General features: G+C 73.0%; 20 protein-coding genes and 1 tRNA gene. 11 read left to right on the forward strand and 10 right to left on the reverse strand.

Annotation, left to right across the window (positions count from 1 at the left end; translation table 11 throughout):
- Positions 1-281: 281 nt before the first annotated feature.
- Positions 282-1070 carry an exodeoxyribonuclease III gene (gene xth / locus IE330_RS24615; protein ID WP_190138291.1) on the reverse strand — a complete coding sequence of 263 codons (789 nt, stop codon included), beginning with the start codon at positions 1068-1070 and terminating at the stop codon, positions 282-284.
- Positions 1071-1152: 82 nt separating this feature from the next.
- Between xth and IE330_RS24620 the strand changes: the two genes are divergently transcribed.
- Positions 1153-1632 carry a GNAT family N-acetyltransferase gene (locus IE330_RS24620; protein WP_190138292.1) on the forward strand — a complete coding sequence of 160 codons (480 nt, stop codon included), beginning with the start codon at positions 1153-1155 and terminating at the stop codon, positions 1630-1632.
- A 188-nt stretch (positions 1633-1820) separates the two neighbouring features.
- Here the strand turns inward: IE330_RS24620 and IE330_RS24625 are convergent.
- The 7 genes from IE330_RS24625 to galU all read right to left on the reverse strand — a co-directional run bounded on the left by IE330_RS24625 (position 1821) and on the right by galU (position 7728).
- Positions 1821-1894: transfer RNA gene (locus IE330_RS24625), tRNA-Ala, on the reverse strand.
- Between the two features lie 103 nt (positions 1895-1997).
- Positions 1998-3290 (reverse strand): divisome protein SepX/GlpR, encoded by a 1293-nt coding sequence (gene sepX / locus IE330_RS24630; protein WP_190138293.1) that lies wholly within the window; start codon positions 3288-3290, stop codon positions 1998-2000.
- A 281-nt stretch (positions 3291-3571) separates the two neighbouring features.
- Positions 3572-4195 carry a GNAT family N-acetyltransferase gene (locus IE330_RS24635; RefSeq protein ID WP_190138318.1) on the reverse strand — a complete coding sequence of 208 codons (624 nt, stop codon included), beginning with the start codon at positions 4193-4195 and terminating at the stop codon, positions 3572-3574.
- Positions 4192-4746, reverse strand: a complete 555-nt coding sequence (locus IE330_RS24640; RefSeq protein ID WP_190138294.1) for a MogA/MoaB family molybdenum cofactor biosynthesis protein — start codon at positions 4744-4746, stop codon at positions 4192-4194. Before IE330_RS24640 ends, IE330_RS24635 begins: the two co-directional genes overlap by 4 nt.
- On the reverse strand, positions 4743-5234 hold the full coding sequence (gene moaC / locus IE330_RS24645) for a cyclic pyranopterin monophosphate synthase MoaC (protein ID WP_190138295.1): 492 nt from the start codon (positions 5232-5234) through the stop codon (positions 4743-4745). Before moaC ends, IE330_RS24640 begins: the two co-directional genes overlap by 4 nt.
- Before the next feature lie 190 nt (positions 5235-5424).
- Entirely contained in the window at positions 5425-6720 is a 1296-nt protein-coding gene (glp, locus tag IE330_RS24650) for a molybdotransferase-like divisome protein Glp (RefSeq protein ID WP_190138319.1), read from the reverse strand.
- Between the two features lie 105 nt (positions 6721-6825).
- Positions 6826-7728 (reverse strand): UTP--glucose-1-phosphate uridylyltransferase GalU, encoded by a 903-nt coding sequence (galU, locus tag IE330_RS24655; RefSeq protein ID WP_190138296.1) that lies wholly within the window; start codon positions 7726-7728, stop codon positions 6826-6828.
- 95 nt (positions 7729-7823) lie between these two features.
- Between galU and IE330_RS24660 the strand changes: the two genes are divergently transcribed.
- Positions 7824-8435 (forward strand): 5-formyltetrahydrofolate cyclo-ligase, encoded by a 612-nt coding sequence (locus IE330_RS24660; RefSeq protein WP_190138297.1) that lies wholly within the window; start codon positions 7824-7826, stop codon positions 8433-8435.
- A gap of 96 nt (positions 8436-8531) precedes the next feature.
- On the opposite strand, the gene IE330_RS24665 is transcribed toward IE330_RS24660, so the two are convergent.
- Positions 8532-11447: a penicillin acylase family protein gene (locus IE330_RS24665; protein ID WP_190138298.1), complete on the reverse strand. Its 2916-nt coding sequence runs from the start codon at positions 11445-11447 to the stop codon at positions 8532-8534.
- A 227-nt stretch (positions 11448-11674) separates the two neighbouring features.
- Here IE330_RS24665 and IE330_RS24670 point away from each other — a divergent pair, with 227 nt between their 5' ends.
- The 6 genes from IE330_RS24670 (at position 11675) to mscL (ending at position 18109) form a co-directional block, all read left to right on the forward strand.
- Positions 11675-13174: a potassium/proton antiporter gene (locus tag IE330_RS24670; RefSeq protein WP_190138320.1), complete on the forward strand. Its 1500-nt coding sequence runs from the start codon at positions 11675-11677 to the stop codon at positions 13172-13174.
- A gap of 477 nt (positions 13175-13651) precedes the next feature.
- Positions 13652-14923: an MFS transporter gene (locus IE330_RS24675; protein ID WP_190138299.1), complete on the forward strand. Its 1272-nt coding sequence runs from the start codon at positions 13652-13654 to the stop codon at positions 14921-14923.
- A gap of 67 nt (positions 14924-14990) precedes the next feature.
- A complete protein-coding gene (locus tag IE330_RS24680; RefSeq protein ID WP_190138300.1) occupies positions 14991-15314 on the forward strand; it encodes an FmdB family zinc ribbon protein in 324 nt (107 codons plus the stop codon).
- A 207-nt stretch (positions 15315-15521) separates the two neighbouring features.
- Positions 15522-16463 (forward strand): S-methyl-5'-thioadenosine phosphorylase, encoded by a 942-nt coding sequence (locus IE330_RS24685; RefSeq protein ID WP_190138301.1) that lies wholly within the window; start codon positions 15522-15524, stop codon positions 16461-16463.
- A 458-nt stretch (positions 16464-16921) separates the two neighbouring features.
- The gene (locus IE330_RS24690) at positions 16922-17425 is read left to right on the forward strand and encodes an RcpC/CpaB family pilus assembly protein (RefSeq protein WP_190138302.1); all 504 of its coding nucleotides are present in this window, start codon (positions 16922-16924) and stop codon (positions 17423-17425) included.
- Positions 17426-17563: 138 nt separating this feature from the next.
- A complete protein-coding gene (mscL, locus tag IE330_RS24695; protein WP_190138303.1) occupies positions 17564-18109 on the forward strand; it encodes a large conductance mechanosensitive channel protein MscL in 546 nt (181 codons plus the stop codon).
- 121 nt (positions 18110-18230) lie between these two features.
- On the opposite strand, the gene IE330_RS24700 is transcribed toward mscL, so the two are convergent.
- The gene (locus tag IE330_RS24700) at positions 18231-18449 is read right to left on the reverse strand and encodes a hypothetical protein (protein WP_190138304.1); all 219 of its coding nucleotides are present in this window, start codon (positions 18447-18449) and stop codon (positions 18231-18233) included.
- A gap of 254 nt (positions 18450-18703) precedes the next feature.
- Between IE330_RS24700 and IE330_RS24705 the strand changes: the two genes are divergently transcribed.
- The 3 genes from IE330_RS24705 (at position 18704) to IE330_RS24715 (ending at position 22750) form a co-directional block, all read left to right on the forward strand.
- Positions 18704-19915 carry a low temperature requirement protein A gene (locus IE330_RS24705; RefSeq protein WP_190138305.1) on the forward strand — a complete coding sequence of 404 codons (1212 nt, stop codon included), beginning with the start codon at positions 18704-18706 and terminating at the stop codon, positions 19913-19915.
- A gap of 148 nt (positions 19916-20063) precedes the next feature.
- Positions 20064-21194, forward strand: a complete 1131-nt coding sequence (locus tag IE330_RS24710) for a P1 family peptidase (protein WP_190138306.1) — start codon at positions 20064-20066, stop codon at positions 21192-21194.
- Positions 21195-21517: 323 nt separating this feature from the next.
- Complete coding sequence (locus tag IE330_RS24715) at positions 21518-22750, forward strand: L,D-transpeptidase (protein WP_190138307.1); 1233 nt, start codon at positions 21518-21520, stop codon at positions 22748-22750.
- Positions 22751-22911 lie beyond the last annotated feature (161 nt).

Here is a 22911-nt window from a genome sequence, read left to right on the forward strand (position 1 = left end):
CCGGCGGGCGACCCGCCGCCGCTCACGGCCCCGGCGGGCGACGCGCCCAGCGCGCCCGTGCCCGCGACGGCCGCCGCCGTCAGCAGGAACCCACGTCTGGACAGTCCGGCAGCAGCCATGAAGTCCCCCCACCCGGCAGGCGGTTGACGTACTCGTCATATACGCGACCGCAATCTGCCACGGCGCCCGGCGCGGGGACAGTGCCGCGCCGGACTTTCACCGGGGCGCGACCCGTTCGGGGGCGGCGGACCAGGCGCCGTCGGTGCGGCGCGCCGCGGGCGTCAGGCGTAGACGACGGTCACCGGGGCGTGGTCCGACCAGCGCTCGGCGTGCGTGGCGGCGCGCTCCACGCAGGCCTTGACCGCGCGGCCCGCGAGCCCGGGCGTCGCGACGTGGCAGTCGATGCGCCAGCCCGTGTCGTTGTCGAAGGCGCGCCCCCGGTAGGACCACCACGAGTACGGACCCTCCACATCCGGGTGCAGGGCGCGCACGACGTCCTCGTAGGCGGTGAAGACGTCCGACATCCAGGCGCGCTCCTCCGGCAGGAACCCGGAGTTCTTCCTGTTGCCCCGCCAGTTCTTGAGGTCCGCCTCCTGGTGGGCGATGTTCCAGTCGCCGCAGACGAGGACCTCGCGCCCGTCGGCGGCGGCGCGCTCCTTCAGCTCCTTCAGGTACGCCAGGAACTCCCCCATGAACCGGTACTTCTCGTCCTGCCGCTCGGTGCCGACCTCGCCCGAGGGCAGATACAGGCTCGCCACCGTGACGCCGGGCAGGTCCGCCTCCACGTAGCGCCCGCTGCCGTCGAACTCGGCCGACCCGAAGCCGACCCGCACCCGCTCCGGCTCGCGGCGCGTGTACAGCGAGACACCGGCGCGGCCCTTCGCCGCGGCCGGGGCGTGCGTCACGAACCAGCCCTCGGGCGCGCGGACCTCGTCCGGGAGCTGCTGCGGCTCGGCGCGCACCTCTTGCAGGCACAGCACGTCGGCGCCGGTCCCGGCGAGCCACTCCACGAACCCCTTCTTGGCGGCCGCCCGCAGCCCGTTCACATTCACGGAGGTCACAGTGAGCATCCCGGCACCCTACCGGCACACTGGACACGGCTCCGCAGAGACTCCCGCACCCGCTCCACCGCATAAGGATACGATGAACGACATGAACATACGCCGTGTCGCCTTCGACCACCCCGACGCCGTCAAGCTCAACGACCGCGTCCAGGCCGAGTACGCCGAGCGCTACGGCGACGAGGGCGACGTCACGCCCCTCGACGCGTCCATGTTCCGGCCGCCGCGCGGCCTGTACCTCATCGCGTACGACGCCGCGGACGCGCCGGTGGCGACGGGCGGCTGGCGCACGATGGACGAGAACGGCGAGGGCTACGAGAACGGCGACGCCGAGATCAAGCGCATGTACGTGGTCCCGGAGGCGCGCGGCCTCGGGCTCGCGCGGCGCATCCTGGCCGCGCTGGAGGAGGACGCCCGCGAGGCGGGGCGGCTGCGGATGGTCCTGGAGACCGGCACGAAGCAGCCCGAGGCGATCGGCCTGTACACCTCCAGCGGCTACGACCTCTGCCCCCGCTTCGGCTACTACCGCTTCCACGCCCTGAGCCGCTGCTACGCCAAGCCCCTCCGCTGACGCCCCTCGCGGTCCGCAGGGCCCGCCCCGTCCCCGCCGCGGGCCGCCGATCCCGCGGGGCGACGGGGGCCCCTGCTCGAACGCTCCCCGCCGACTCCGGCTCCGGCGCCAGCTCCGGCTCCAGGGCATTGCCGCGCAACGCGAAGATCCCGCCCGATCTTTCGATCGGACGGGATCTTCATGTGCAGTGGACCTGAGGGGATTTGAACCCCTGGCCCCCTCGATGCGAACGAGGTGCGCTACCGGACTGCGCCACAGGCCCTTGCAACGAGTGAAACTCTAGCACCCCCACCCGGGTGCTTGGAAATCCGTTCCCCCGCTGGTCAGCCACCGGGAGGGCGCAGGCACCACGGGTGTGCCGTGGCTCACTCGTTCGCGGCGCGGGGGCGCCCGTCCGCCGCGTCGTCGTACTGGTCGAAGAGCGGGGTGCGGCCGCGCTCGCGGGAGCGGCGGGCGGAGGCCGCGCGGGGGGCGTCGCTGCGCGCGTCGTCGGCGGTCGCGGGCCGCGCATCGGGCTTCTCCGGCTCGGCGCGCCCCTCCGGCGCCGGGTGCTCCGCCGCCTCCCCGGCGGCCGGCTCCACCGTGCTCGACCGGGCCGAGCTCCAGGTGTCGGGCGCGCCCAGGTCGACGCTGCCGGTGGCGCGCGGGGCGACCGGGGCCGTCACGTAGGTCGGCAGCGGCACCGGGACCGGGTCCCAGCTCTCGCCCTGCCCGGGGGTGCGCCGCTCGCGCTGCTGGTCGACCCACTCGGCGTGGTCGGTCTGCTCGACCAGCGCACGGCGGTCGGCGGCGAGCGCGGCGAGTCCCGGCTCGGGCTCCGCGACGAGCTCCGGCTCGGCGGGCTCGGTCTCCTGCTCGTGCCGGTGCGGCTGCCGCTCGCGCAGCCGCTGCGCGGCGGCCTCGGCGCGGCGCCGGTCCATCACGTATGTGAACCGTCGCCGCTCCTGGCGCCGCAGATAGACGATGTACGCGCTCAGCAGCGCCGCGGGCACACCCGGCGCCCACAGGAACGCGACCCCGCCGACGGCGGCGACGACCGCGCCCAGGGTGAAGGCGAGGAAGAGCATCACGGTGGTGCGGCGCCGGCGCGCGAGCACCTTCGTGCGCCTGGCCCGCGCGGCGGCCTCGGCGGCGCGCCGGCCGGCCTGCCGCTCGTCGCCCTGCCGCCCCGGCGCCGGGTGGCCGGGGGCCGGGGGCCGGGCGCTCTGGCGCTGCGGATGGTCGGCGGTCCTGGCACCCGGAACCCGGTGCTCGCGCTGATCCTCCGCGTCCTCCGGGACGGGATCCGGCGCCTGGGCTTCCGGTGACGGCTCCGCCGGGGGCCGGGTCCGCTGCCGCCCTGGCGCCCGGCCGCGGGGCTCGGTCGCCACCCCCTCGTCGGGGAGCATGGCGAAGGCCCGGACGTCCACCGAGTCGGTGACGGCGTCCGGGTCGGCGCGCGACTCCTCCTCCTCGGACGGATCGGGCGTGCGCGCCTGCAGGTCCTTGGCGTACCGGCGCTCCATGCCCGCTCGTCCGGACAGCAGCCGGATGGCGGTGCTGAAGCGTTCCGTCGGACGGGCTTCATTGAGCTCGTCCTGCCTACGGAGCCACATCGGCACCAAGTAGGCGGCCCAGGCCCCGACGATGACTGCGTAGAAGAGGCCGCTGCTGCTCACGCCTCACACGGTAGAGGGGTTTTGTCGAGGCCATCCGCCAATTGGGCCGGTGTGTCGCACGATCTGGCTGATATCTCAAACTTTTTTTGCGACTGGTGCGATCAACAGGCCGGTCCGCCAAGGCTTTTAACGGGGGCTCATCAGGCTTTTTCGAACAGGTATTTCAATTATGAGAGAGGCAGCATCGCGCTCCTGGGGCGCGCGGCGCGCCCCAACTCGCGCTGTCCGCACACCCAAGCGCCTGGTGAGCGCGGCGCCCGCGCCCCCGCGTGGGCGCCGCGCTACGCGGTGTGGTGGGGCCGCGCCTGATGCCAGCGGTGCAGCAGGCCCTCCGGGACCTCCTCCGCGGTGAGCGCGAAGACGAGGTGGTCGCGCCAGGCCCCGTCGATGTGAAGATATCGTGGACGAAGCCCCTCCTCGCGGAATCCGAGCTTCTCCACCACCCGGCGGCTCGGCGCGTTCTCCGGCCGGATGCACACCTCGATCCGGTGCAGCCCCACCGTCCGGAAGCAGTGGTCGACGACGAGCGCGACGGCGGTCGGCATCACCCCGCGCCCCGCGACGGACTCGTCCACCCAGTAGCCGACGTGCCCCGAGCACATCGACCCCCAGGTGATCCCGGCGACCGTCAACTGCCCGACGAGCCGCCCCCGGTAGTCGATGACGAACGGCAGCATGCGCCCCGCGTTGGCCTCCGCCCGCAGGTGCCGCACCATCTGGCGGTACGTCGGCCGGTGGGCGGCCGGGCCGCCGGGCGCGGGCGGCGGGATCGTGGCCTCCCAGGGGCGCAGCCAGTCGCGGTTGCGCCGGTTGACCTCGCGCCAGGCCCGCTGGTCGCGCAGCTTTATGGGGCGGAGGGTGACGTCACCGTCCGTCAGCTCGGCGGGCCAGGCGGGGCCGTTCAGCTCGCACCCCCGTCACTCCGGGGGTGGTCGCCGCCCCGCACCTGGTCGACGGCGTGGACGAGGAGCGGGCGCAGGACCTCCAGACCGTCGCGCACGCCGCCGCTCGACCCGGGCAGGTTCACGATCAGGGTCCGCCCCGCGACCCCGGCGAGACCCCGGGAGAGCGCGGCGGTGGGCACCTTCTCGCGGCCGTACGCGCGGATCGCCTCCGGGATGCCGGGCACCTCGCGGTCGAGGACGGCACGGGTGGCCTCGGGCGTGCGGTCGGTGGGCGAGATGCCGGTGCCGCCGGTGGTGAGGATGACGTCGTAGCCGGCCGCGACCCCGGCGCGCAGCGCCTGCTCCACGGGGTCCCCGTCGGGCACGACCCGGGGCCCGTCGACGGCGAACCCGAGCGCGGCGAGCCCTTCGGCCAGGAGGGGGCCGCCCTTGTCGGCGTAGACCCCGGCGGCCGCACGGTTGGAGGCGGTGACGACGAGGGCGCGGTAGGGGGCGCGCGCCGCGCCGTCCGCTACGGCGGGGGCGCCGTGAGCGCCGGGCGTGGTGGTCATGCCCCGGCTCCCTCGCGGGTCCACGTGCCGGACTTGCCGCCCGTCTTCTCCTCCACCCGTACGTCCGTGATGACGGCCCCCTTGTCGACGGCCTTGACCATGTCGACGACCGTGAGCGCGGCGACGCTCACCGCTGTGAGGGCTTCCATCTCCACGCCCGTACGGTCCGTCGTCCGCACCGTGGCGGTGATCTCCACGGCGTCGTCCGCGACGGACAGTTCGACCTGCACGCCGGAGACGGCCAGCGGGTGGCAGAGCGGGATCAGGTCGGGGGTGCGCTTGGCGCCCATGATGCCCGCGATCCGGGCGGTCGCCAGGGCGTCGCCCTTCGGCACGCCCTCGCCGCGCAGCAGCTCGATCACGCGTGGCGCGACCAGGACGCGGCCGCCGGCGCGCGCGGTCCGCGCGGTCACGTCCTTCTCGGATACGTCGACCATGCGGGCGGCGCCCGCCTCGTCGATGTGCGTCAGTCCCTGCTGGGTGCTCATGTGCTGTGGCGCTCCTGGTCCGGGCCCCGCGCGGGCGCGCGGCCTGCTGTGCGCGACACCGTACCCCCCGCCCGTCGCGCGTGACCGACCCACCCGAGCCAGGCGCTCGCTTCCCCGCCGGGTCATTCTCCCCCCGCCGGGCCGGGTGCGGCACGGGCCCCGCGCGGCCGGGCCGCGCCCCGGGCGGGCGTCAGCCCAGGAGCACCACGTCGACCTCGGCGCCCGGCTCGACCGACGTCGTGGCCTCGGGCACGACGATCAGCGCGTCCGCCTGCGCGAGGGCGGCGACGAGATGGGACCCGGCGCCGCCGACGGGCGTCACCGTGCCCGCGGCGGCGTCGTGGCGGCCGCGCAGGAACTGGCGCTTCCCGGACGGCGACCGGAGCGCCTCGGGGGCCTCCAGGCGGGCGCGCGCGGTGGGCCGGTGCACGTCCGGCAGGCCCATCAGCGCCCGTACGGCGGGCCGGACGAACAGCTCGAAGGAGACGTACGCCGACACGGGGTTGCCCGGCAGCGCCAGCAGCGGGGTGTGGTCGGGGCCGATCGCGCCGAAGCCCTGCGGCTTGCCCGGCTGCATGGCGAGCGTGCGGAACTCGACGCCGCCGCCCGCCCCGAGGCCCCCCTCGTCGTCCGGGTCCCCGACGGCCGAGAGGGCCTCCTTGACGACGTCGTACGCGCCCACGCTGACGCCACCCGTGGTGACCACCAGGTCGGCGCGGATGAGCTGGTCCTCGATGGTGGCGCGCAGGGTCTCTGCGTCGTCGGCGACCGCGCCCACGCGGTAGGCGATCGCCCCGGCCTCGCGCGCGGCGGCCGTGAGGGAGAAGCTGTTGGAGTCGTAGATCTGGCCGGTGCCCAACGGCTCGCCGGGCTGCACCAGTTCGCTGCCGGTGGACAGGACGACCACGCGCGGGCGCGGGCGCACCGTGACCGTGCCGCGGCCGATCGCCGCGAGCAGGGCGATCTGCGGGGCGCCGAGGACCGTGCCGGCGCTCAGGGCGCGGTCGCCCGCCCGGACGTCGCTGCCGCGCGCGCGGACGTGCGCGCCGGCCTGCGCCGGGCGGTACACCCGGACCTCCCCGGAGGCGCCCTCGGGGGCCGCGCTGTGGGCGCGCATGCCGGCGACGGGGCCGTCGCCGAGCCCGCCGTCGGTCCACTCCACGGGCACCACGGCCTCGGCACCGGGCGGCAGCGGGGCGCCGGTCATGATGCGGGCGGCCTGGCCGGGGCCGACGGTGGGCTGCTCGCCCTGCCCGGCGGCGACGTCGCCGACGACGGTCAGGACGGCGGGGAACTCCTCGCCCGCACCCGCGACGTCGGCGGTCCGCACCGCGTACCCGTCCATGGAGCTGTTGTCGAACGGCGGCAGCGACACGGGCACCGTGACGTCCTCGACCAGGACGCAGCCCTGGGCGTCGAGGAGCTGGAGCTCCAGGGGCTCCAGCGGGCGGACGGCGGCCAGGATGTCCTCCAGGTGCTCGTCCACCGACCAGACCGGGCCCCGGCCGGAGCCCGGGGCGCCGTGGCCGGTGTCCTGCCCGTGGGGCGTCCGGGTGCCGTCGTGCGTCGTCGTGCCGCTGCTGCTCACGTGCTACATCTCCTCGGTGACGTAACTGCGAAGCCAGGCCTTGAAGTCCGGGCCCAGGTCTTCACGTTCGCACGCGAGTCTGACAATGGCACGCAGATAGTCGCCACGGTCGCCGGTGTCATAGCGGCGGCCCTGGAAGACCACGCCGTGCACCGGACCGGCGACCTTCTCGTCCGCGGCGAGCTGCTGGAGCGCGTCGGTGAGCTGGATCTCGCCGCCGCGGCCGGGCTCGGTGGTGCGCAGGACGTCGAAGATGTGCGGGTCGAGGACGTAGCGGCCGATGATCGCGTAGTTCGACGGGGCGTCCGCCCGCTCCGGCTTCTCGACCAGGTCGGTCACCTTCACGACGTCGCCGTCGTCGGTGGCCTCGACGGCCGCGCAGCCGTAGAGGTGGATCTGCTCGGGCGCGACCTCCATGAGCGCGATGACGCTGCCGCCGCGCTGCTCCTGGACGTCGACCATGCGCGACAGCAGCGGGTCGCGCGGGTCGATCAGGTCGTCGCCGAGGAGGACGGCGAAGGGCTCGCGGCCCACGTGCGGGGCGGCGCACAGGACGGCGTGACCGAGTCCCCTGGGGTCGCCCTGGCGGACGTAGTGCATGGTGGCCAGGTCGCTGGACTCCCGGACCCGCGCGAGCCGGGACTCGTCGCCCTTCTTCTCCAGGGCCGACTCGAGCTCGTAGTTGCGGTCGAAGTGGTCCTCCAGGGGGCGTTTGTTGCGGCCCGTGACCATGAGGACGTCGTTCAGGCCCGCGGCGACGGCCTCTTCCACCACGTACTGGATCGCCGGCTTGTCGACGACCGGCAGCATCTCCTTGGGAGTGGCCTTGGTGGCGGGCAAGAAGCGCGTACCAAGACCTGCTGCTGGGATGACAGCCTTGGTGATCTTGGGGTGAGACTCAGTCATGCCCGTCACCATATCCGGTGCCTATGTGTTGAATCGGTGGCTCCGGAATATTCAGCCCACATGTGAGCGGAATAGGAAGGATGTGTGAGTTCGCCATGGACCAACCCGGCTCGGACAAGGGAAGCAAGCGCACCTTGCGCGGAGAGATCCTCGCGGTGAGGGGCCGGTTGCCGGAGGGTGACGCGCAGGAGGCGGCCGCGCGCCTCGCCCGCCGCGCGCTGGAGCTGCCCGAGCTGGCCGCGGCCCGCACGGTCGCCGCGTACGTCTCCGTGGGCGGTGAACCGGGCACCCGCGCGCTCCTGGACACCCTCCACGCGCGCGGGACCCGCGTGCTGCTGCCGGTGCTGCTCCCGGACAACGACCTGGACTGGGCGGCGTACGCCGGACCCGACTCGCTGGCCCGCGTCCAGCACCGGGGGAAGATCGCCCTCCTGGAGCCCACCGGGCCGCGCCTCGGCCCGGAGGCCGTCCTGGAGGCCGACACGGTGCTCCTGCCGGGGCTCGCGGTGGACGAGCGCGGGATGCGCCTCGGGCGCGGCGGGGGCTCCTACGACCGCGTGCTGGCCCGGCTGGAGCGGGCGGGCGCCGATCCGGCGCTCGTGGTGCTCCTGTACGACACGGAAGTGGTCGTGCGCGTCCCCAGGGAAGCGCACGACCGCCCGGTGCGGGCCGTCGTGACGCCCTCGGGGGTGCGCCGCTTCGGCTGACGCCGGCGGCGACCGGCCGCCCCGGGCAGGCCGCCGAGGACGCGAAAAGGGCCCTCCACGCGCGCGTGGAGGGCCCTTTCCGTGGTCATCCGCCCGTCAGGGCTTCAGCACCAGGGTGTCGCTGGTGCTGTCGTCGACCGCCTTCTTGGAGTAGGACCACGGCAACAGCTCGCCCTTGACCCACTTGCTCGTCTGGTCGGTGTAGTGGTCGCTGTAGGCGTGGCCGGAGGCGCCGGTGAGGTTGATCCACTTGGACTTGTCGAGGTCCTTCAGGTTCACGACCATCCGCATCGACGGCACCCAGATGACGCCGTAGCCGCCCGCCGCGTTCCAGCCGGTGGCGTTGACCGTGGCCTCGCCGCCGCCCAGCTTCCAGGGGCCGCGGTTGAGCACCCACTTCAGCCAGCCCGGGCCCTCGGTGCCGAGGGTCTGGTTCTTCAGCTCAAGACGGTGCAGACGGCCCCAGGTCCAGGTGTCGATGTCCTTGCCGAGCTTCGCGGTCAGGTCCCAGCGGGCGTCCTTCATGGCGCGCGCGAAGAGCTGGTCGCGGTTCTTGGTCTCCGCGTCCGTGCGGCTGCCCGGCGTCTTCCACCAGTCGTTCTTCTCGTCGTCGAGGATCTTGCGGATGACCTCGAAGTAGCGGTCGCCGCCGTCGGGCTGCGCCGACTCCGGGTCGCGCTGGCCGCACTCGCGCACGGTCTTCGCCTCGTCGGCCGGGCCGGTCTGGGTGGCGGGCTTCACGCTCAGGCACTGGCCCTTGACGCGCAGCTCCTTGGGCAGCTTGTTGCCGATGGAGAGCTGGAGGATGCTGCGCCACACCGCGTTGAAGTAGGCGGCCGCCTGCGAGTCGGCGTCCTGGGTGTAGTCCCAGCCCTCCAGGAGCTTCTGCGCCTCCCGGACGTGCTTGTCGCCGATGTCGACCTTCAGCAGCTTGGGCACGAGCAGGCGTGCGATCTCGCTGCTGTTGTCGGTCTGCATCAGCCGCATGTCCTCCGTGGAGATCTTGCCGCCGTTCTTCGTCTTGGCCTTGATCAGGTCCTCGATGCGCTGGCTGCGCGCGCCGTAGCCCCAGTCGGTCGTGAGCTTGTACGGGTACTTCTTGCTGTCGACGACGGCCTGGTTGGCGGTGACGATGTAGCCGCGCTCGGGGTCGTACTCCCAGGGCAGCTCGTCCTGCTCGATGTAGCCGTCCCAGCGGTACTTCGGGTCCCAGCCGGGCGCCGGCAGGGAGCCGTCGCCCTTCCCGCGCGTGGGGATCTTCCCGGGGGCTTGGTAGCCGATGTGGCCCTCGGTGTCGGCGTAGATCAGGTTCTGCGAGGGCACCTCGAAGGAGCGGGCGGCCTTGCGGAAGTCCTGGAAGTCCTTGGCGCGGTTGAGCTCGAAGACGGCGTCCATGGACTTGCCGGGCTCCAGGGCGGTCCAGCGCAGCGCGACGCCGTAGCCGTCGCCGCGGTCCGGGGCCGCCGCGTCGACCTGGGCCTTCTTGCCGACCTTGACCAGCTCGTCGTCGCGGTCGGAGATCAGGGGGCCGTTGTTGGTCTCCCTGACGGTGATCGTCTTGGTCTTGCCGCCCGCGACCTTGATCTTCTCCTCGCGGGAGACGAAGGGCTTCACCTTGCCGCCGTACTGGTATCCGTCGGCGGTGAACTTCTCCAGGTACAGGTCGGTGACGTCGGCGCCCAGGTTCGTCATGCCCCAGGCGATGTCCTGGTTGTGGCCGATGACCACGCCCGGCATCCCGGAGAAGGTGTAGCCGCTGACGTCGTACGGGCACTGCGCCGAGACCGACCGGCAGTGCAGGCCCATCTGGTACCAGACGGAGGGGAGCTGCGGCGCGAGGTGCGGGTCGTTGGCGAGCAGGGGCTTGCCGGTGATGGTGTGGTCGCCGGAGACCACCCAGGAGTTGGAGCCGATGCCGTTGCCGTTCGAGCCGAGGCCCGCGTCCGGGACCTTGTCGAGCACGTCGGAGAGGCCCGAGAGCTGCGACTGGTAGCCGCTGGGGGCCTGGGCGTTGCCCGCGACACCGGTGCCGGCGGTGCCGCCGGTACCCGTGCCTCCGGTACCCGTGCCGGTGCCGCCGGTACCCGTACCCGTGCCACCGGTGCCGGTACCCGCCGACCCTCCGGTACCGGTACCGCCGGTACCCGTACCGCCGGAGCCGGTACCCGTCCCAGTGTCGGTGCCGGTACCCGTACCGCCCGTGCCGGTCCCCGACTGGCTGTCCGGCACGTCCCGGTCGGTGAACTTCTCGGTGACGGCGTCGTAGCCGCCCTCCTGGACGATCGGCTTGTTCCGGTCGTACGGGTACTCCGGGTACAGGTCCTTGATCTGCGACGGGCCGAGACGGCTCGTCATCAGGGCGCGGTCGATCTCGTCCTGCATGTTGCCGCGCAGGTCCCAGGCCATGGCCTTGAGCCAGGCCACCGAGTCGACGGGCGTCCACTTCTGGGGCTTGTAGTCGTTCTCGAACTCGAGCGCCGCGTACTCGAGGGAGATGTCCTTGCCCTGCTTGCCGTCGAGATAGGCGTTGACCCCCTTGGCGTACGCCTGGAGGTACTTCTTCGTCGCGGGCGAGAGCTTGGAGTCGTACTCCTTCTCGGCCACCCGGTGCCAGCCCAGGGTGCGCAGGAACTCATCGGTCTTGACCTGGCTCTTGCCGAACATCTCGGAGAGCCGCCCGGAGGTCATATGGCGGCGGACGTCCATCTCCCAGAAGCGGTCCTGCGCCTGCACGAACCCCTGGGCGAGGAACAGGTCCTCGGGGGTCTCGGCGTAGATCTGCGGGATGCCGTTGCCGTCGCGCTTGACGTCGACCGGCCCCTTCAGGCCGTCGATGTCGATCGTGCCCTTGGTCTGCGGGAAGGAGGCGCGGACGGTGCTGACGCTCCAGTACGCGCCGAACCCGATGCCTCCCACGACGGCCAGGACCAGGACGATCACGATCAGTCGGGCTCGGCGCCCCTTCTTCTTGCCGGACTTCCGGCCGGAAGAGGCGGTGGTGTTGGAGGGCATCGCTGTCCTTGCTGTCCTTCGCGAGCGGCAGGTCGGTGCTTGTGCGGGTCCTGGGAGTGCTGGAGCAACCATAGGCGCAGCGGGATACGGCCCCGGACGCGGTGTCCGAAACCAGTATCGAACGCGTGGTCGACAGAGGGGGACGGGCGCGGGAAACGCGTCAAGAGGGCGTTAAAGTTTAGGTAAAGTAACGAAGTACATGGCTCGCACGACGGAAGGAACGGCCCCTGTCTGTCCACGACCTCAACCAGCTTCTGCTCGTCTGCTCGCTCGTCCTGCTCGTCGCCGTGGTCGCCGTGCGCATCTCCTCGCGCAGCGGCCTGCCCAGCCTGCTGCTGTACCTGGGCATCGGCGTGGTGATGGGCCAGGACGGCATCGGCAACGTCACGTTCAACGACGCGCAACTGACCCAGGTGATCGGCTACGCCGCCCTCGTCGTGATCCTGGCCGAGGGCGGCCTCGGCACCAAGTGGCGCGAGATAAGACCCGCCCTTCCCGCGGCGGCGTCCCTGGCGCTCGTGGGCGTCGCGGCGAGCGTCGGTGTCACCGCCGCGGGAGCGCACTACCTGGTGGGGCTCGACTGGCGGCAGGCGCTCATCATCGGCGCGGTGGTGTCCTCCACGGACGCGGCGGCCGTCTTCTCCGTGCTGCGCCGCGTCCCGCTGCCCTCCCGCGTGACCGGCGTCCTGGAGGCCGAGTCCGGCTTCAACGACGCCCCTGTAGTGATCCTCGTCGTGGCCTTCTCCACCGCGGGCCCCGTGGAGCACTGGTACGTCCTGATCGGTGAGATAGCCCTGGAACTGGCCATCGGCGCCGCCATCGGCCTCTCGGTGGGCTGGCTCGGCGCCTACGGCCTGCGGCGGGTGGCCCTGCCCGCGTCCGGCCTCTACCCGATCGCGGTCATGGCCATCGCGGTGGCGGCCTACGCGGCCGGGGCCATGGCCCACGGCAGCGGCTTCCTCGCCGTGTACCTGGCGGCGATGGTCCTCGGCAACGCCAAGCTGCCGCACTGGCCCGCCACCCGGGGCTTCGCCGAAGGGGTGGGCTGGATCGCGCAGATCGGCATGTTCGTGCTGCTCGGCCTGCTGGTCACGCCGCACACGCTGCTCGACGACATCCTGCCCGCGGTGATCACCGGGCTGGTCCTCACGCTCGTCGCCCGGCCCGTGTCGGTCTTCCTGAGCATGCTGCCCTTCTCGATGCCCTGGCAGGAGAAGGCCCTGATGTCCTGGGCCGGTCTGCGCGGCGCGGTGCCCATCATCCTCGCCACCATCCCGATGGTGAACGGCGTCGAGAACAACGAGGAGATCTTCAACATCGTCTTCGTCCTCGTCGTCGTCTACACCCTGGTGCAGGGCCCCACGCTGCCGGGCCTCGCCCGGCTGCTCGGCCTCGGCAAGGGCGGGGGCCCCTCGGACCTCGGCATCGAGTCGGCCCCCCTGGAGCGGCTGCGCGGCCACCTGCTGTCCGTACCCGTACCGGAGGGCTCACGGCTGCACGGCGTCGAGATCAACGAGCTGCGGCTGCCCGCGGGCTCGGCCGTCACCCTGGTCGTCCGGGACGGCACCTCGTTCGTGCCGCTGCCGACGACCGTGCTGCGCCGCGGCGACGAGCTCCTGGTGGTGGCGACGGAACCGGCCCGCGACGCCGCGGAACGCCGCCTGCGCGCGGTCTCGCAGGGCGGCAAGCTCGCGGGGTGGCTGGGGGTGCGTGAGGGGCAGAGGTAGGGCTGGGGACGGCCGGGGCGGAGGTGGGGGCGGCGGGGGTGAGGGCCGGGGTGGCGGGGGTGGCCGGAGGCGAAGGTCGGGGGCGGCAGGGCCGCCGGGGCAGCGGGTCGCCGGGGTGGCCGGGGCGGTGGGGCCGCCGGGGGCGCCGGGGCGGCCGGGGTGGCCAGGGCGGCCGTAATCGTAGGTGGCGGGCGTCTCACCTCTTGTGAACGCAGGCCTCATTTGCCACACGCCTGTACCATGAAGGCGCACTCGGTGCGTACCGCCAGGCGCCGCACAGCGCCGTCCGGGGCGTGCCGAGCCGCACGTACCGACCCTGATCGAACCAACTCTGTCTGACGCAGAGCTGGCGCGACCGTATGGCGGCCGTGGCGCCCTCGCAGTGGGCAGCCCGGTATCTACCGCAGTTCTGCGCTAGAGGACAGCTCTCGGCGCCCCCGCACGGGCGCGCTACCAGGCAGCAGAAAGGCAAGGGCCGTGGCATCCACGGTCACCGAATCCCGCCCGGGCTACGGACAGTTGCTGCGCACCCCGCGCGCCTGGACCTTCCTGCTTCCAGGCTTCGCCGCGCGGCAGCCGTTCGCGATGCTCACCATCTCCATCGTGCTGCTCGTGCAGCACACCACCGGCTCGTACGGCGCCGCGGGCGCCGTGTCGGCCGTCACCGGCGTCTCCATGGCGCTGTTCGCGCCCTTCAGCGGCAAGCTCGCCGACCGGTTCGGGCAGCGCGCCGTGCTCCTGCCCGGTGTCCTCGTACACGCCGCCTCAGGCGTCACCCTCACCGTGCTCGCGCTGTCCGGCGCGCCCCTGTGGGCCCTCTTCGTCGCGGCGGTGCCCACGGGCGCCTCCACGCCGCAGATCGGCCCCATGGTGCGGGCCCGCTGGGGCGCCAAGCTCCAGGGCACGCCGCTCGCGCAGACGGCCGCCGCCTTCGAGTCCGTCACCGACGAGCTGACGTTCGTGCTCGGCCCGCTGGTGGCGACCGCGCTGTGCACGGGCGTCGCCCCGGCCGCGGGCCTGCTCACCGAGGCCGGCCTGACGTTGGTGGGCGGCCTGCTGTTCGCCGCCCAGAAGAGCACCCAGCCGAAGCCGTCCGGCACGGGCGACGGCCACGCGCGCGTGGGCCACGATTCGGCCCTGCGAGTGCCCGGTGTGCGCGTACTGATCGTGACGTTCCTCGGCATCGGCACGGTCTTCGGCGGCATGCAGGTCTCCCTGGCCGCCTTCACGGAGTCCATCGGCGAGCCCGGCCTGAACGGCGTCCTGTACGGCACGTTCGCCGCGGGCAACATGCTCTCCGGGGTCGTCTGCGGCGCCATCGCCTGGAAGGTCTCGCCGCAGCGCCGGCTCCTCGTCGGGTACGTGGCGCTGACCCTGATGGCCTCGGGCCTGTGGGCCGCGCAGTCGGTGCCGCTGCTCGCCGGTCTCGGCCTGCTCGTCGGCGTCTGCATCGCGCCCGCCCTGATCACCGGCTACACCCTGGTCGACAGCCTGGTCGCGCCGGGCGCCCGTACGGAGGCCTTCACCTGGCTCACCGGCTCGGTCGCGCTCGGGCAGGCGGCCGCCGTCACGGTCGCGGGTCAGCTCGAGGACCGCTTCTGGGACGGTGCGGGATTCCTCGTGCCGCTGGGCGGCACCGCGCTCGCCCTCGCCGTCCTCCTGCTGCTGCGCTCGCGGCTCGTCCCCCGGAGCCAGGGCCGCACGGTCGCACGTGGCGTGGGTCACCGCGAACCTGTGGCAGTGGACTGAACCCACGGAATACGTCACTATGGATCGTCGTTAGCACTCATCGAGTGAGAGTGCCAGGAGGAAGCAAGTGCCGACGTACCAGTACCAGTGCACCGAGTGCGGCGAGGGCCTCGAGGCGGTGCAGAAGTTCACCGACGACGCCCTGACCGTGTGCCCGAACTGCGACGGACGCCTCAAGAAGGTGTTCTCGGCGGTCGGCATCGTCTTCAAGGGCTCCGGGTTCTACCGCAACGACAGCCGCGGCTCGTCGTCCAGCAGCTCGCCCGCGTCGTCGTCCTCGAAGTCGTCCTCCTCGTCCGACTCCTCTTCGTCGTCTTCTTCGTCGTCCTCGTCCTCGTCGGACTCCAAGACGTCGAGCAGCGCCGCCGCGTCGAGCTCCTCGGCCGCGTAGCACCGTCCGGCCCGGAGGGGCCCTCCCGGCTGCCGCCGGGCGACGCTCGCTCCCCGCTCTTTCGAAGGCCCCGCCGTCACCGGACGGCGGGGCCTTCGGCGTGCCCGGGGGCTGTACGCACGTGCTGGGTGCGTGCTCTGTACGTGCGCTGTACGTGCGCTGTACGCGGTATGTGCGCGGTATGTCCACGCGGCTAGGGTGCGGGCCATGACGAACACGGTGAGCACGGTGAGCACGGCGAACACGGTGGACACGGCGAGTGCGGCGGACGCGGTGGATACGGCGAGCACGGCGGACGCGGTGGGTGCGGCGGACGCGCGGCAGGCCGAGATCGGTGTCATCGGCGGGTCGGGCTTCTACTCCTTCCTCGACGACGTCACCGAGGTGCAGGTCGACACCCCGTACGGCGCCCCGAGCGACTCCTTGTTCCTCGGCGACATAGCCGGGCGGCGCGTCGCCTTCCTGCCCCGGCACGGCCGCGGCCACCATCTGCCGCCGCACCGCATCAACTACCGCGCCAACCTGTGGGCGCTGCGCTCCCTGGGCGTGCGGCAGGTGCTCGGCCCGTGCGCCGTCGGCGGGCTGCGCGCCGAGTACGGGCCCGGGACGCTGCTGGTGCCCGACCAGTTCGTCGACCGTACGACGGGGCGCGCGCAGACGTACTTCGACGGGGTCCCGCTGCCCGACGGCACCGTGCCGAACGTCGTGCACGTGTCGCTCGCCGACCCGTACTGCCCGGCCGGCCGGGCCGCCGCGCTGAAGGCCGCGCGTGGCCGGGACTGGGAGCCGGTGGACGGCGGCACGCTCGTGGTGATCGAGGGGCCGCGGTTCTCGACCCGCGCGGAGTCCCGCTGGTACGCGGGGCAGGGCTGGTCCGTGGTGGGCATGACCGGCCACCCCGAGGCGGCCCTGGCCCGGGAGCTGGAGCTCTGCTACACGTCGCTGACGCTGGTCACCGACCTGGACGCGGGCGCGGCCACGGGTGAGGGCGTCTCGCACGAGGAGGTCCTGCGGGTGTTCTCCGCGAACGTGGGCCGGCTGCGGACGGTGCTCTTCGACGCGGTGGCCGGGCTTCCGGCGACCGGGGAGCGGGACTGCCTGTGTGCGGGGGCGCTGGGCGGGCTGGAGCCCGGGTTCACGCTGCCGTGAGTCGCTGTGTACCGCTGTGTACCGCTGTGAGCCGCTGTGAGCCGCCGTGAGCCGCCGTGAGCCGCTGTGACGGCGGGGCCGCTGGAGGTGCGGCGGACCGTCGTGCGGCGCGCCGGAACGCGCCGGAACTCCTCCTTCGGGTGCGGGAGTTGTCCACAACCGGTTGGTAGTGCACGGGGCCGAGCGGGATCGGCGGCGGGCCCGCATCGTGGTGGGGAATCCGAGTTCCTCGGCTCCGAGCATCCACACGGCGGGCGGTGGTCGTCATGACGCGTAACCCTTCACACATTCCTGCACCGGCCGCCGCGCCCGTGCCCGTGTCGGCGTGGTCCGACCCGGCCACGGGCGCGGCACGATCCGGCCCGGTCACGGGCGGGGTGCGATCCGGCCCGGTCACGGGGGCGGCGCCGCCGGGGCCCGGCGGCGGGGGTGGGGGTGCTCCGCCGCCGCCCTGCCAGGTGCCGCACTTCTCGCCGCTGCACGTGCGCGGCGGCCGGCAGCGGCTGCGGCGGCTCGCCCGGCACCGGCGGCGGGCGATGGCCGCGGGACTCGCGCTGACCGCCGCCGTGCTCGCGGCGGCCGGGCCGGCGGACGCCGAGCGGAAGCGGCCCGGCGACTCCGCGGCGGCCGTGACCACGACGGAAACGGACACCGGTGGCCGGGACCGGGCCCGGCGCGCCCCACGGCTGGTGACCGCGCCGGTACGGATCGCGGACGCGGCGACGGCGCGGCTGCTGCGCCCCGGGGACCGTGTGGACGTGGTCGCGGCGGAGGACCCGGCGCTGGGCGGGCGCGGCGCACCCCGCGTCGTCGCCTCCGCGGCCCGGGTGACGGAAGTGCCTGAGGTCGCCGACGGTACGGCCGAGGGCGGGGCCCTGGTCGTCCTCTCCGTGCCGCGCCGGACGGCGGCACGGCTCGCGGGGGCGAGCGCCACCGCGCGCCTGGCGGTGACGCTGCGATGAGCCGCGCTCTCCTCCGGGCTGCTGACGCCCTGTCAAGTCGCTCGTTCGCATTACGGAAGTGGACAGGGCTGCCACGCGCTGCCGTAGGTTGCGAGGCGGTTTGCCGTACAACCCGCATGTGCAACGAGAGGCCTAGTAGTGAGCGAAAAGAAGGAACCGGGCGTCTGGCAGGGCTTCAAGGCCTTCCTGATGCGCGGCAACGTGGTCGACCTGGCGGTGGCGGTCGTCATCGGCGCGGCGTTCACGAACGTCGTGAACGCCGTGGTGAAGGGCGTGATCAACCCCTTGGTCGGGGCCTTCGGCACGAAGAACCTCGACCACTACAGCTCCTGCCTCAAGGCCCCGTGCGAGATGAAGAACGGCGAAGCCGTGAAGGGCATCCCGATCATGTGGGGCTCGGTGCTCAGCGCCACGCTCAGCTTCGTGATCACCGCGGCGGTCGTGTACTTCCTGATGGTCCTGCCGATGGCGAAGTACCTGGCCAGGCAGGCCGCGCGCAAGGCGGAGAAGGAAGGCACGCGGGAGGTCATCGAGGTCACGGAGCTGGAGGTGCTCCAGCAGATCCGGGACGCGCTGGTCGCACAGCGCGGCGCGGGCACCGGCGAGGCGGGCCCGGGCGGCGGCACGGCCCAGGACGAGCGGCCGGGGCCGGAGACCGGGCCGCCTGGCGGCGGGGCGCGCTAGCCCGGGCGCGGGCCCTCGCCGGGCGGGCAGCGGCGCGGTCTCGGACGGGGCGGGCCGCGGCGCGGGCTCAGATGCGGTGGGGCGCGGCGCGGGCTCGGATGTGGCGGGCAGCGGCGCGGGCTCAGATGTGGTGGGGCGGCTTCTCGTCCAGGAAACGGGCGAGGTCGGCGGCGCTGTCGCCGCTCGCCGACGGCCGCTCACCCCACCCACGATCCGTATCGTCCGAGGACTGCTGCGACAGCGGGTCGTCGAAGTCCAGCGCGTCGGCGGGCTTCCCGGCGGTCCGCCGGGACGCGGCGCTCCGGGGATCACGCGGTTCGGGGGCGGGGGCGGTGCTCATACCTCCAGCGTACGTCCGCCCGCGCCCGGTGCCGGGCGGCGACCGCCTTCCCGCTCGGCGGCCACCGCAACGGGGCCGGGACGGGGAGCAGGGCCGGAGCCGAGGCCGGGGACGGCGTTCGGGCCAGGAGCAGGGCCCGGGCTGCGTTCAGGGCGGCGGGGAGGGGGTCGGCCTCCGCCCTCCAGCCGGGTGCTCGCGTGCCGACACGGTGCGATCCGGGCGGCCGCACCGCCGGGCTCTGCTGTATTTGCCCCATGACGTCCCCGATGCCCGCTCCGCGCCCCCGCCCCTCCGCCCCTCCCCCGCCGCTGCGCCCGATGGTGGCCCGCGGGCGGGAGGAACCGCACCGCGCGGCGACGCCGCTGGAGCTCTTCTTCGACCTGTGCTTCGTGGTGGCGGTCGCCCAGGCCGGGGTGCGCCTGGTGCACGCCGTGGCCGAGGGGCACGCGGGCGAGGGGGTCCTCAACTACGCGATGGTGTTCTTCGCGGTGTGGTGGGCCTGGATGAACTTCACCTGGTTCGCCTCCGCGTACGACAACGACGACGCGCTCTACCGCGTGGTGACCCTGCTCCAGATCGCCGGGGTCCTGGTGCTCGCGGCCGGTGTCTCGAAGGCCTTCGAGGACCATCAGTTCCTGGCCGTCTGGCTGGGCTACCTGATCATGCGGCTCGCGTTGATCACGCAGTGGCTGCGGGCGGCGGGCGCCTCCACGGGGGCCGAGCGGCGCACGGCGCTGCGGTACGCGGGCGGGGTGGCGCTGTGCCAAGTGGGCTGGCTGGGGCTGCTGGTGCTGCCGGAGGGGGCGCGGCCATGGACGTTCCTGGTGATGGCGGTCGCCGAGATGGCGGTGCCGCCGCTCGCCGAAGGGGCGCGGACGACGCCGTGGCACCCGCACCACATCGCCGAGCGCTACGGCCTGTTCACGATCATCGTGCTCGGCGAGACGATCGCCGCGGCGACGGTCGCGGTGAAGTCGGCGCTGGACGAGAACGACGCGCTGGGCGAGTTGCTGCCCATCGCCGTCGGCGGGCTCCTGCTGGTCTTCGCGGCGTGGTGGATCTACTTCGTGGTGCCGATCCACGGCCATCTGCGTTCGAACCGCCAGGCGTTCCTGTGGGGCTACGGCCACTACCTGGTCCTCGGTTCGGCGGCGGCGATCGGCGCGGGGATCGAGGTCGCGGTGGAGCAGGCCGTCGGCAAGGCGCACGTCTCGGAGACGGCGGCGTCGGCGGCGGTGACCATCCCGGCGGCGGTGTATCTGCTCACGGTGTGGCTGTTGCACGCACGGCACTTCAAGGTGGGCCTCGCCCAGCAACTGGTGTTGCCGGTCACGGCACTCGCGATCCTGGCGTGCACGCTCGCGGGCCGCTGGGCGGTGCTGGCGGCGGGCATCGTAGCCGCGCTCGCGGTGGCGGTCGGCGTACTGCTCACGGCGCGGACGGCGCGGACGCAGCACACCACCTGACCACCACCGCCACCGGGGCCGGGACCGGGGCCGAGACCGGAGCCGCCACCGGAACCGCCACCGTGACCGGGACCAGGCGCGGACCCGGTCGCCGAACCGCCCCGAGCGCACGCGCACCTCCTGGCGGGACCCGTGGTACGCATGCCGCATGACGACTTCGGAGGCACCTGACGCACCTGACGCATCCGACGCACGTGCGGCGGGGGCGCCGGCCGGCCGGGCCGGGGCGCTCACCGACGTGGCCGGGCTCCGGGTCGGGCACGCGGAGCGCGTGGGCGACGGCTGGCTCACCGGGACGACCGTCGTGCTCGCGCCGGAGGGCGGGGCCGTGGCGGCCGTGGACGTGCGCGGCGGCGGCCCCGGCACCCGGGAGACGGACGCGCTCGACCCGCGGAACCTGGTGCAGCGGGTGGAGGCGGTCGTGCTGACGGGCGGCAGCGCGTACGGCCTCGACGCGGCGGCCGGAGTGATGGCGTGGCTGGAGGAGCAGGGCCGCGGCGTGCGGGTGGGGCCCGATCCGGCGCACGTGGTGCCGGTGGTGCCCGCGGCGTGCGTGTTCGACCTGGGCCGGGGCGGCAGCTTCCGGGCGCGGCCGGACGCGGCGCTGGGGCGGGCAGCGGTGGAGGACGCGGCGGCGCGGGCGAGCGGTCACGCGGTGGCCGAGGGAAACCGGGGCGCGGGTACCGGCGCGGTGGTGGGCTCACTGAAGGGAGGCATCGGCACGGCGAGCACCGTGCTGGACTCGGGCGTGACGGTCGCGGCCCTCGTGGTGGCGAACGCGGCGGGGTCAGGGACGGACCCGGCCACGGGCGCGCTGTACGGGCGGTTCTTCGAGGGGGCGCCGGTGGAGCCGCCCGCGGCCGAGGTCCACGCGGCGGCGCGGCGCCGCCTGGCCGAGGCCGCGGCGCGCAACGGACAGCCGCCGCTGAACACCACGCTCGCCGTGGTGGCCACCGACGCCGAGCTGACCAAGGCCCAGGCCCAGAAGCTCGCGGGCACGTCGCACGACGGCATGGCGCGCGCCGTGCGGCCGGTGCACCTGCTGAACGACGGCGACACGGTGTTCGCCCTGGCCACCGGCGAGCGTCCCCTCGACGCCGCCGCCCCCTTGGCGCTCAACGACATCCTGGCGGCAGGCGCGGACACGGTGACGAGAGCCATCGTCCGCGCCCTCCTGGCAGCAACCCCGGTCACCACCCCCGGCGGCACCTACCCCTCCTACAGCAGCCTCTACGAAACCAAGACCGGGTCCGGCCTCAACAGCCCGTCCGGCGCTTGAGGACGAGGCGCGAAGCGCCAAAAGAAGGGGGAAAGGGGCGAAGCCCCATGCGCATACGCCGCAGGCGAGGCGTGGCGCCGCCCGACCCGGGGCCGCGAGAACAGCCGCGGGCGCAGCCATGTGCTGGCGCTCACACCCGAGCACCGGAACCGTCCCCTCGCCGAACGCCTCCTTATCCGTACCGGACATCATCCGTACCGGACATCCGTACCGGACCTTCGCGTCGGACGTCCGTACGGAACATCCGCATCGGGCATCCGTACGGGACCGGATCGCCCACGCACCAAGAATCCTGCTGTACACAGACTGATGGGGAGCAGCCCGTGACAACGCCGGACATCGCAGCGCAGCCACAGCACCGTCGTCGCCGTCGGGTCCTGCTGGCGACCGCGGCGCTCGCGGCCGTCGGCGCGCTGACCCTCACGGCCTGCGGCGGTGACGCCGACGCCAAGGACGACAAGAAGTCCGGGGCGGCCAAGGACGCGTCCGGGGCGCAGATATCCATCTCCTCCAAGGACGGCGCGACCGACGCCTCGATCAACGCCACCGGCGTGAAGGTCAAGGGCGGCAAGCTGACCAGCGTGAAGATGACGCAGGTGACCTCGGGTGCCGCGGTCGAGGGCACCATCTCCGCCGACGGCACCACCTGGAAGCCCAAGGCCCAGTTGGAGCGCGGCACGAAGTACAAGGTCACCGCCAACGCCAAGGACGGCGAGGGCCGCCCGGCCATGGAGAACGCGACGTTCACGACGGTGGCGTCGGCGAACAGCTTCATCGGCACCTACACGCCCGACGGCGGCACCACCGTCGGCGTCGGCATGCCGGTGTCGTTCACCTTCGACAAGGCCATCACGAACAAGAAGGATGTGCAGTCGCACATCAACGTCACGTCCAGCAGCGGGCAGAAGGTCGTCGGGCACTGGTTCGGCAACCAGCGCCTGGACTTCCGGCCGCAGGAGTACTGGAAGGCCGGTTCCAAGGTCACGATGAAGATCGACCTGGACGGCGTGAAGGGCGGCAACGGCATCACCGGCGTGCAGGACAAGACGGTCACGTTCACCGTCGGCCGCGCGCAGGTCTCCACCGTCGACGTGAACGCCAAGAAGATGACGGTCGAGCGGGACGGCAAGGTCATCAAGAGCATCCCGATCTCCGCGGGCAGCCCGCAGAACCCCACGTACAACGGGCAGATGGTGATCTCCGAGAAGTTCGTCCAGACGCGGATGAACGGCTCGACGGTCGGGTTCGGCGGCGAGTACGACATCAAGGACGTACCGCACGCGATGCGTCTTTCGACGTCCGGCACGTTCATCCACGGCAACTACTGGGGCTCGCCCTCCGTCTTCGGCAGCGCCAATACCAGCCACGGCTGCGTGGGGCTCCAGGACGTCCAAGGGGCGCAGGGGAACACCCCGGGCAAGTGGTTCTACGACAACTCGCTCATCGGGGACGTCGTGACGGTCAAGGGCTCGCCGGACAAGACGATCGCCCCCGACAACGGCCTGAACGGCTGGAACATGTCGTGGAGCGAGTGGACGGCGGGCAGCGCCGTCTAGCCGACGGAGGTCCGCGGGGCGCGGGCGGCGCCCCGGGCGCCGCTCGCGCGGCGCCAACGCAGCGAGCCGCACGGGAACTTGCCGTGCGGCTCGATCGTTTTCCTGTTCCCGGACATGATGTCCGACCCAGGGGCTACGGTATGCACGCACAAGGTGACATG

This window comes from Streptomyces longispororuber (genome assembly GCF_014656095.1).
GTDB classification, from domain to species: Bacteria; Actinomycetota; Actinomycetes; order Streptomycetales; family Streptomycetaceae; genus Streptomyces; species Streptomyces longispororuber.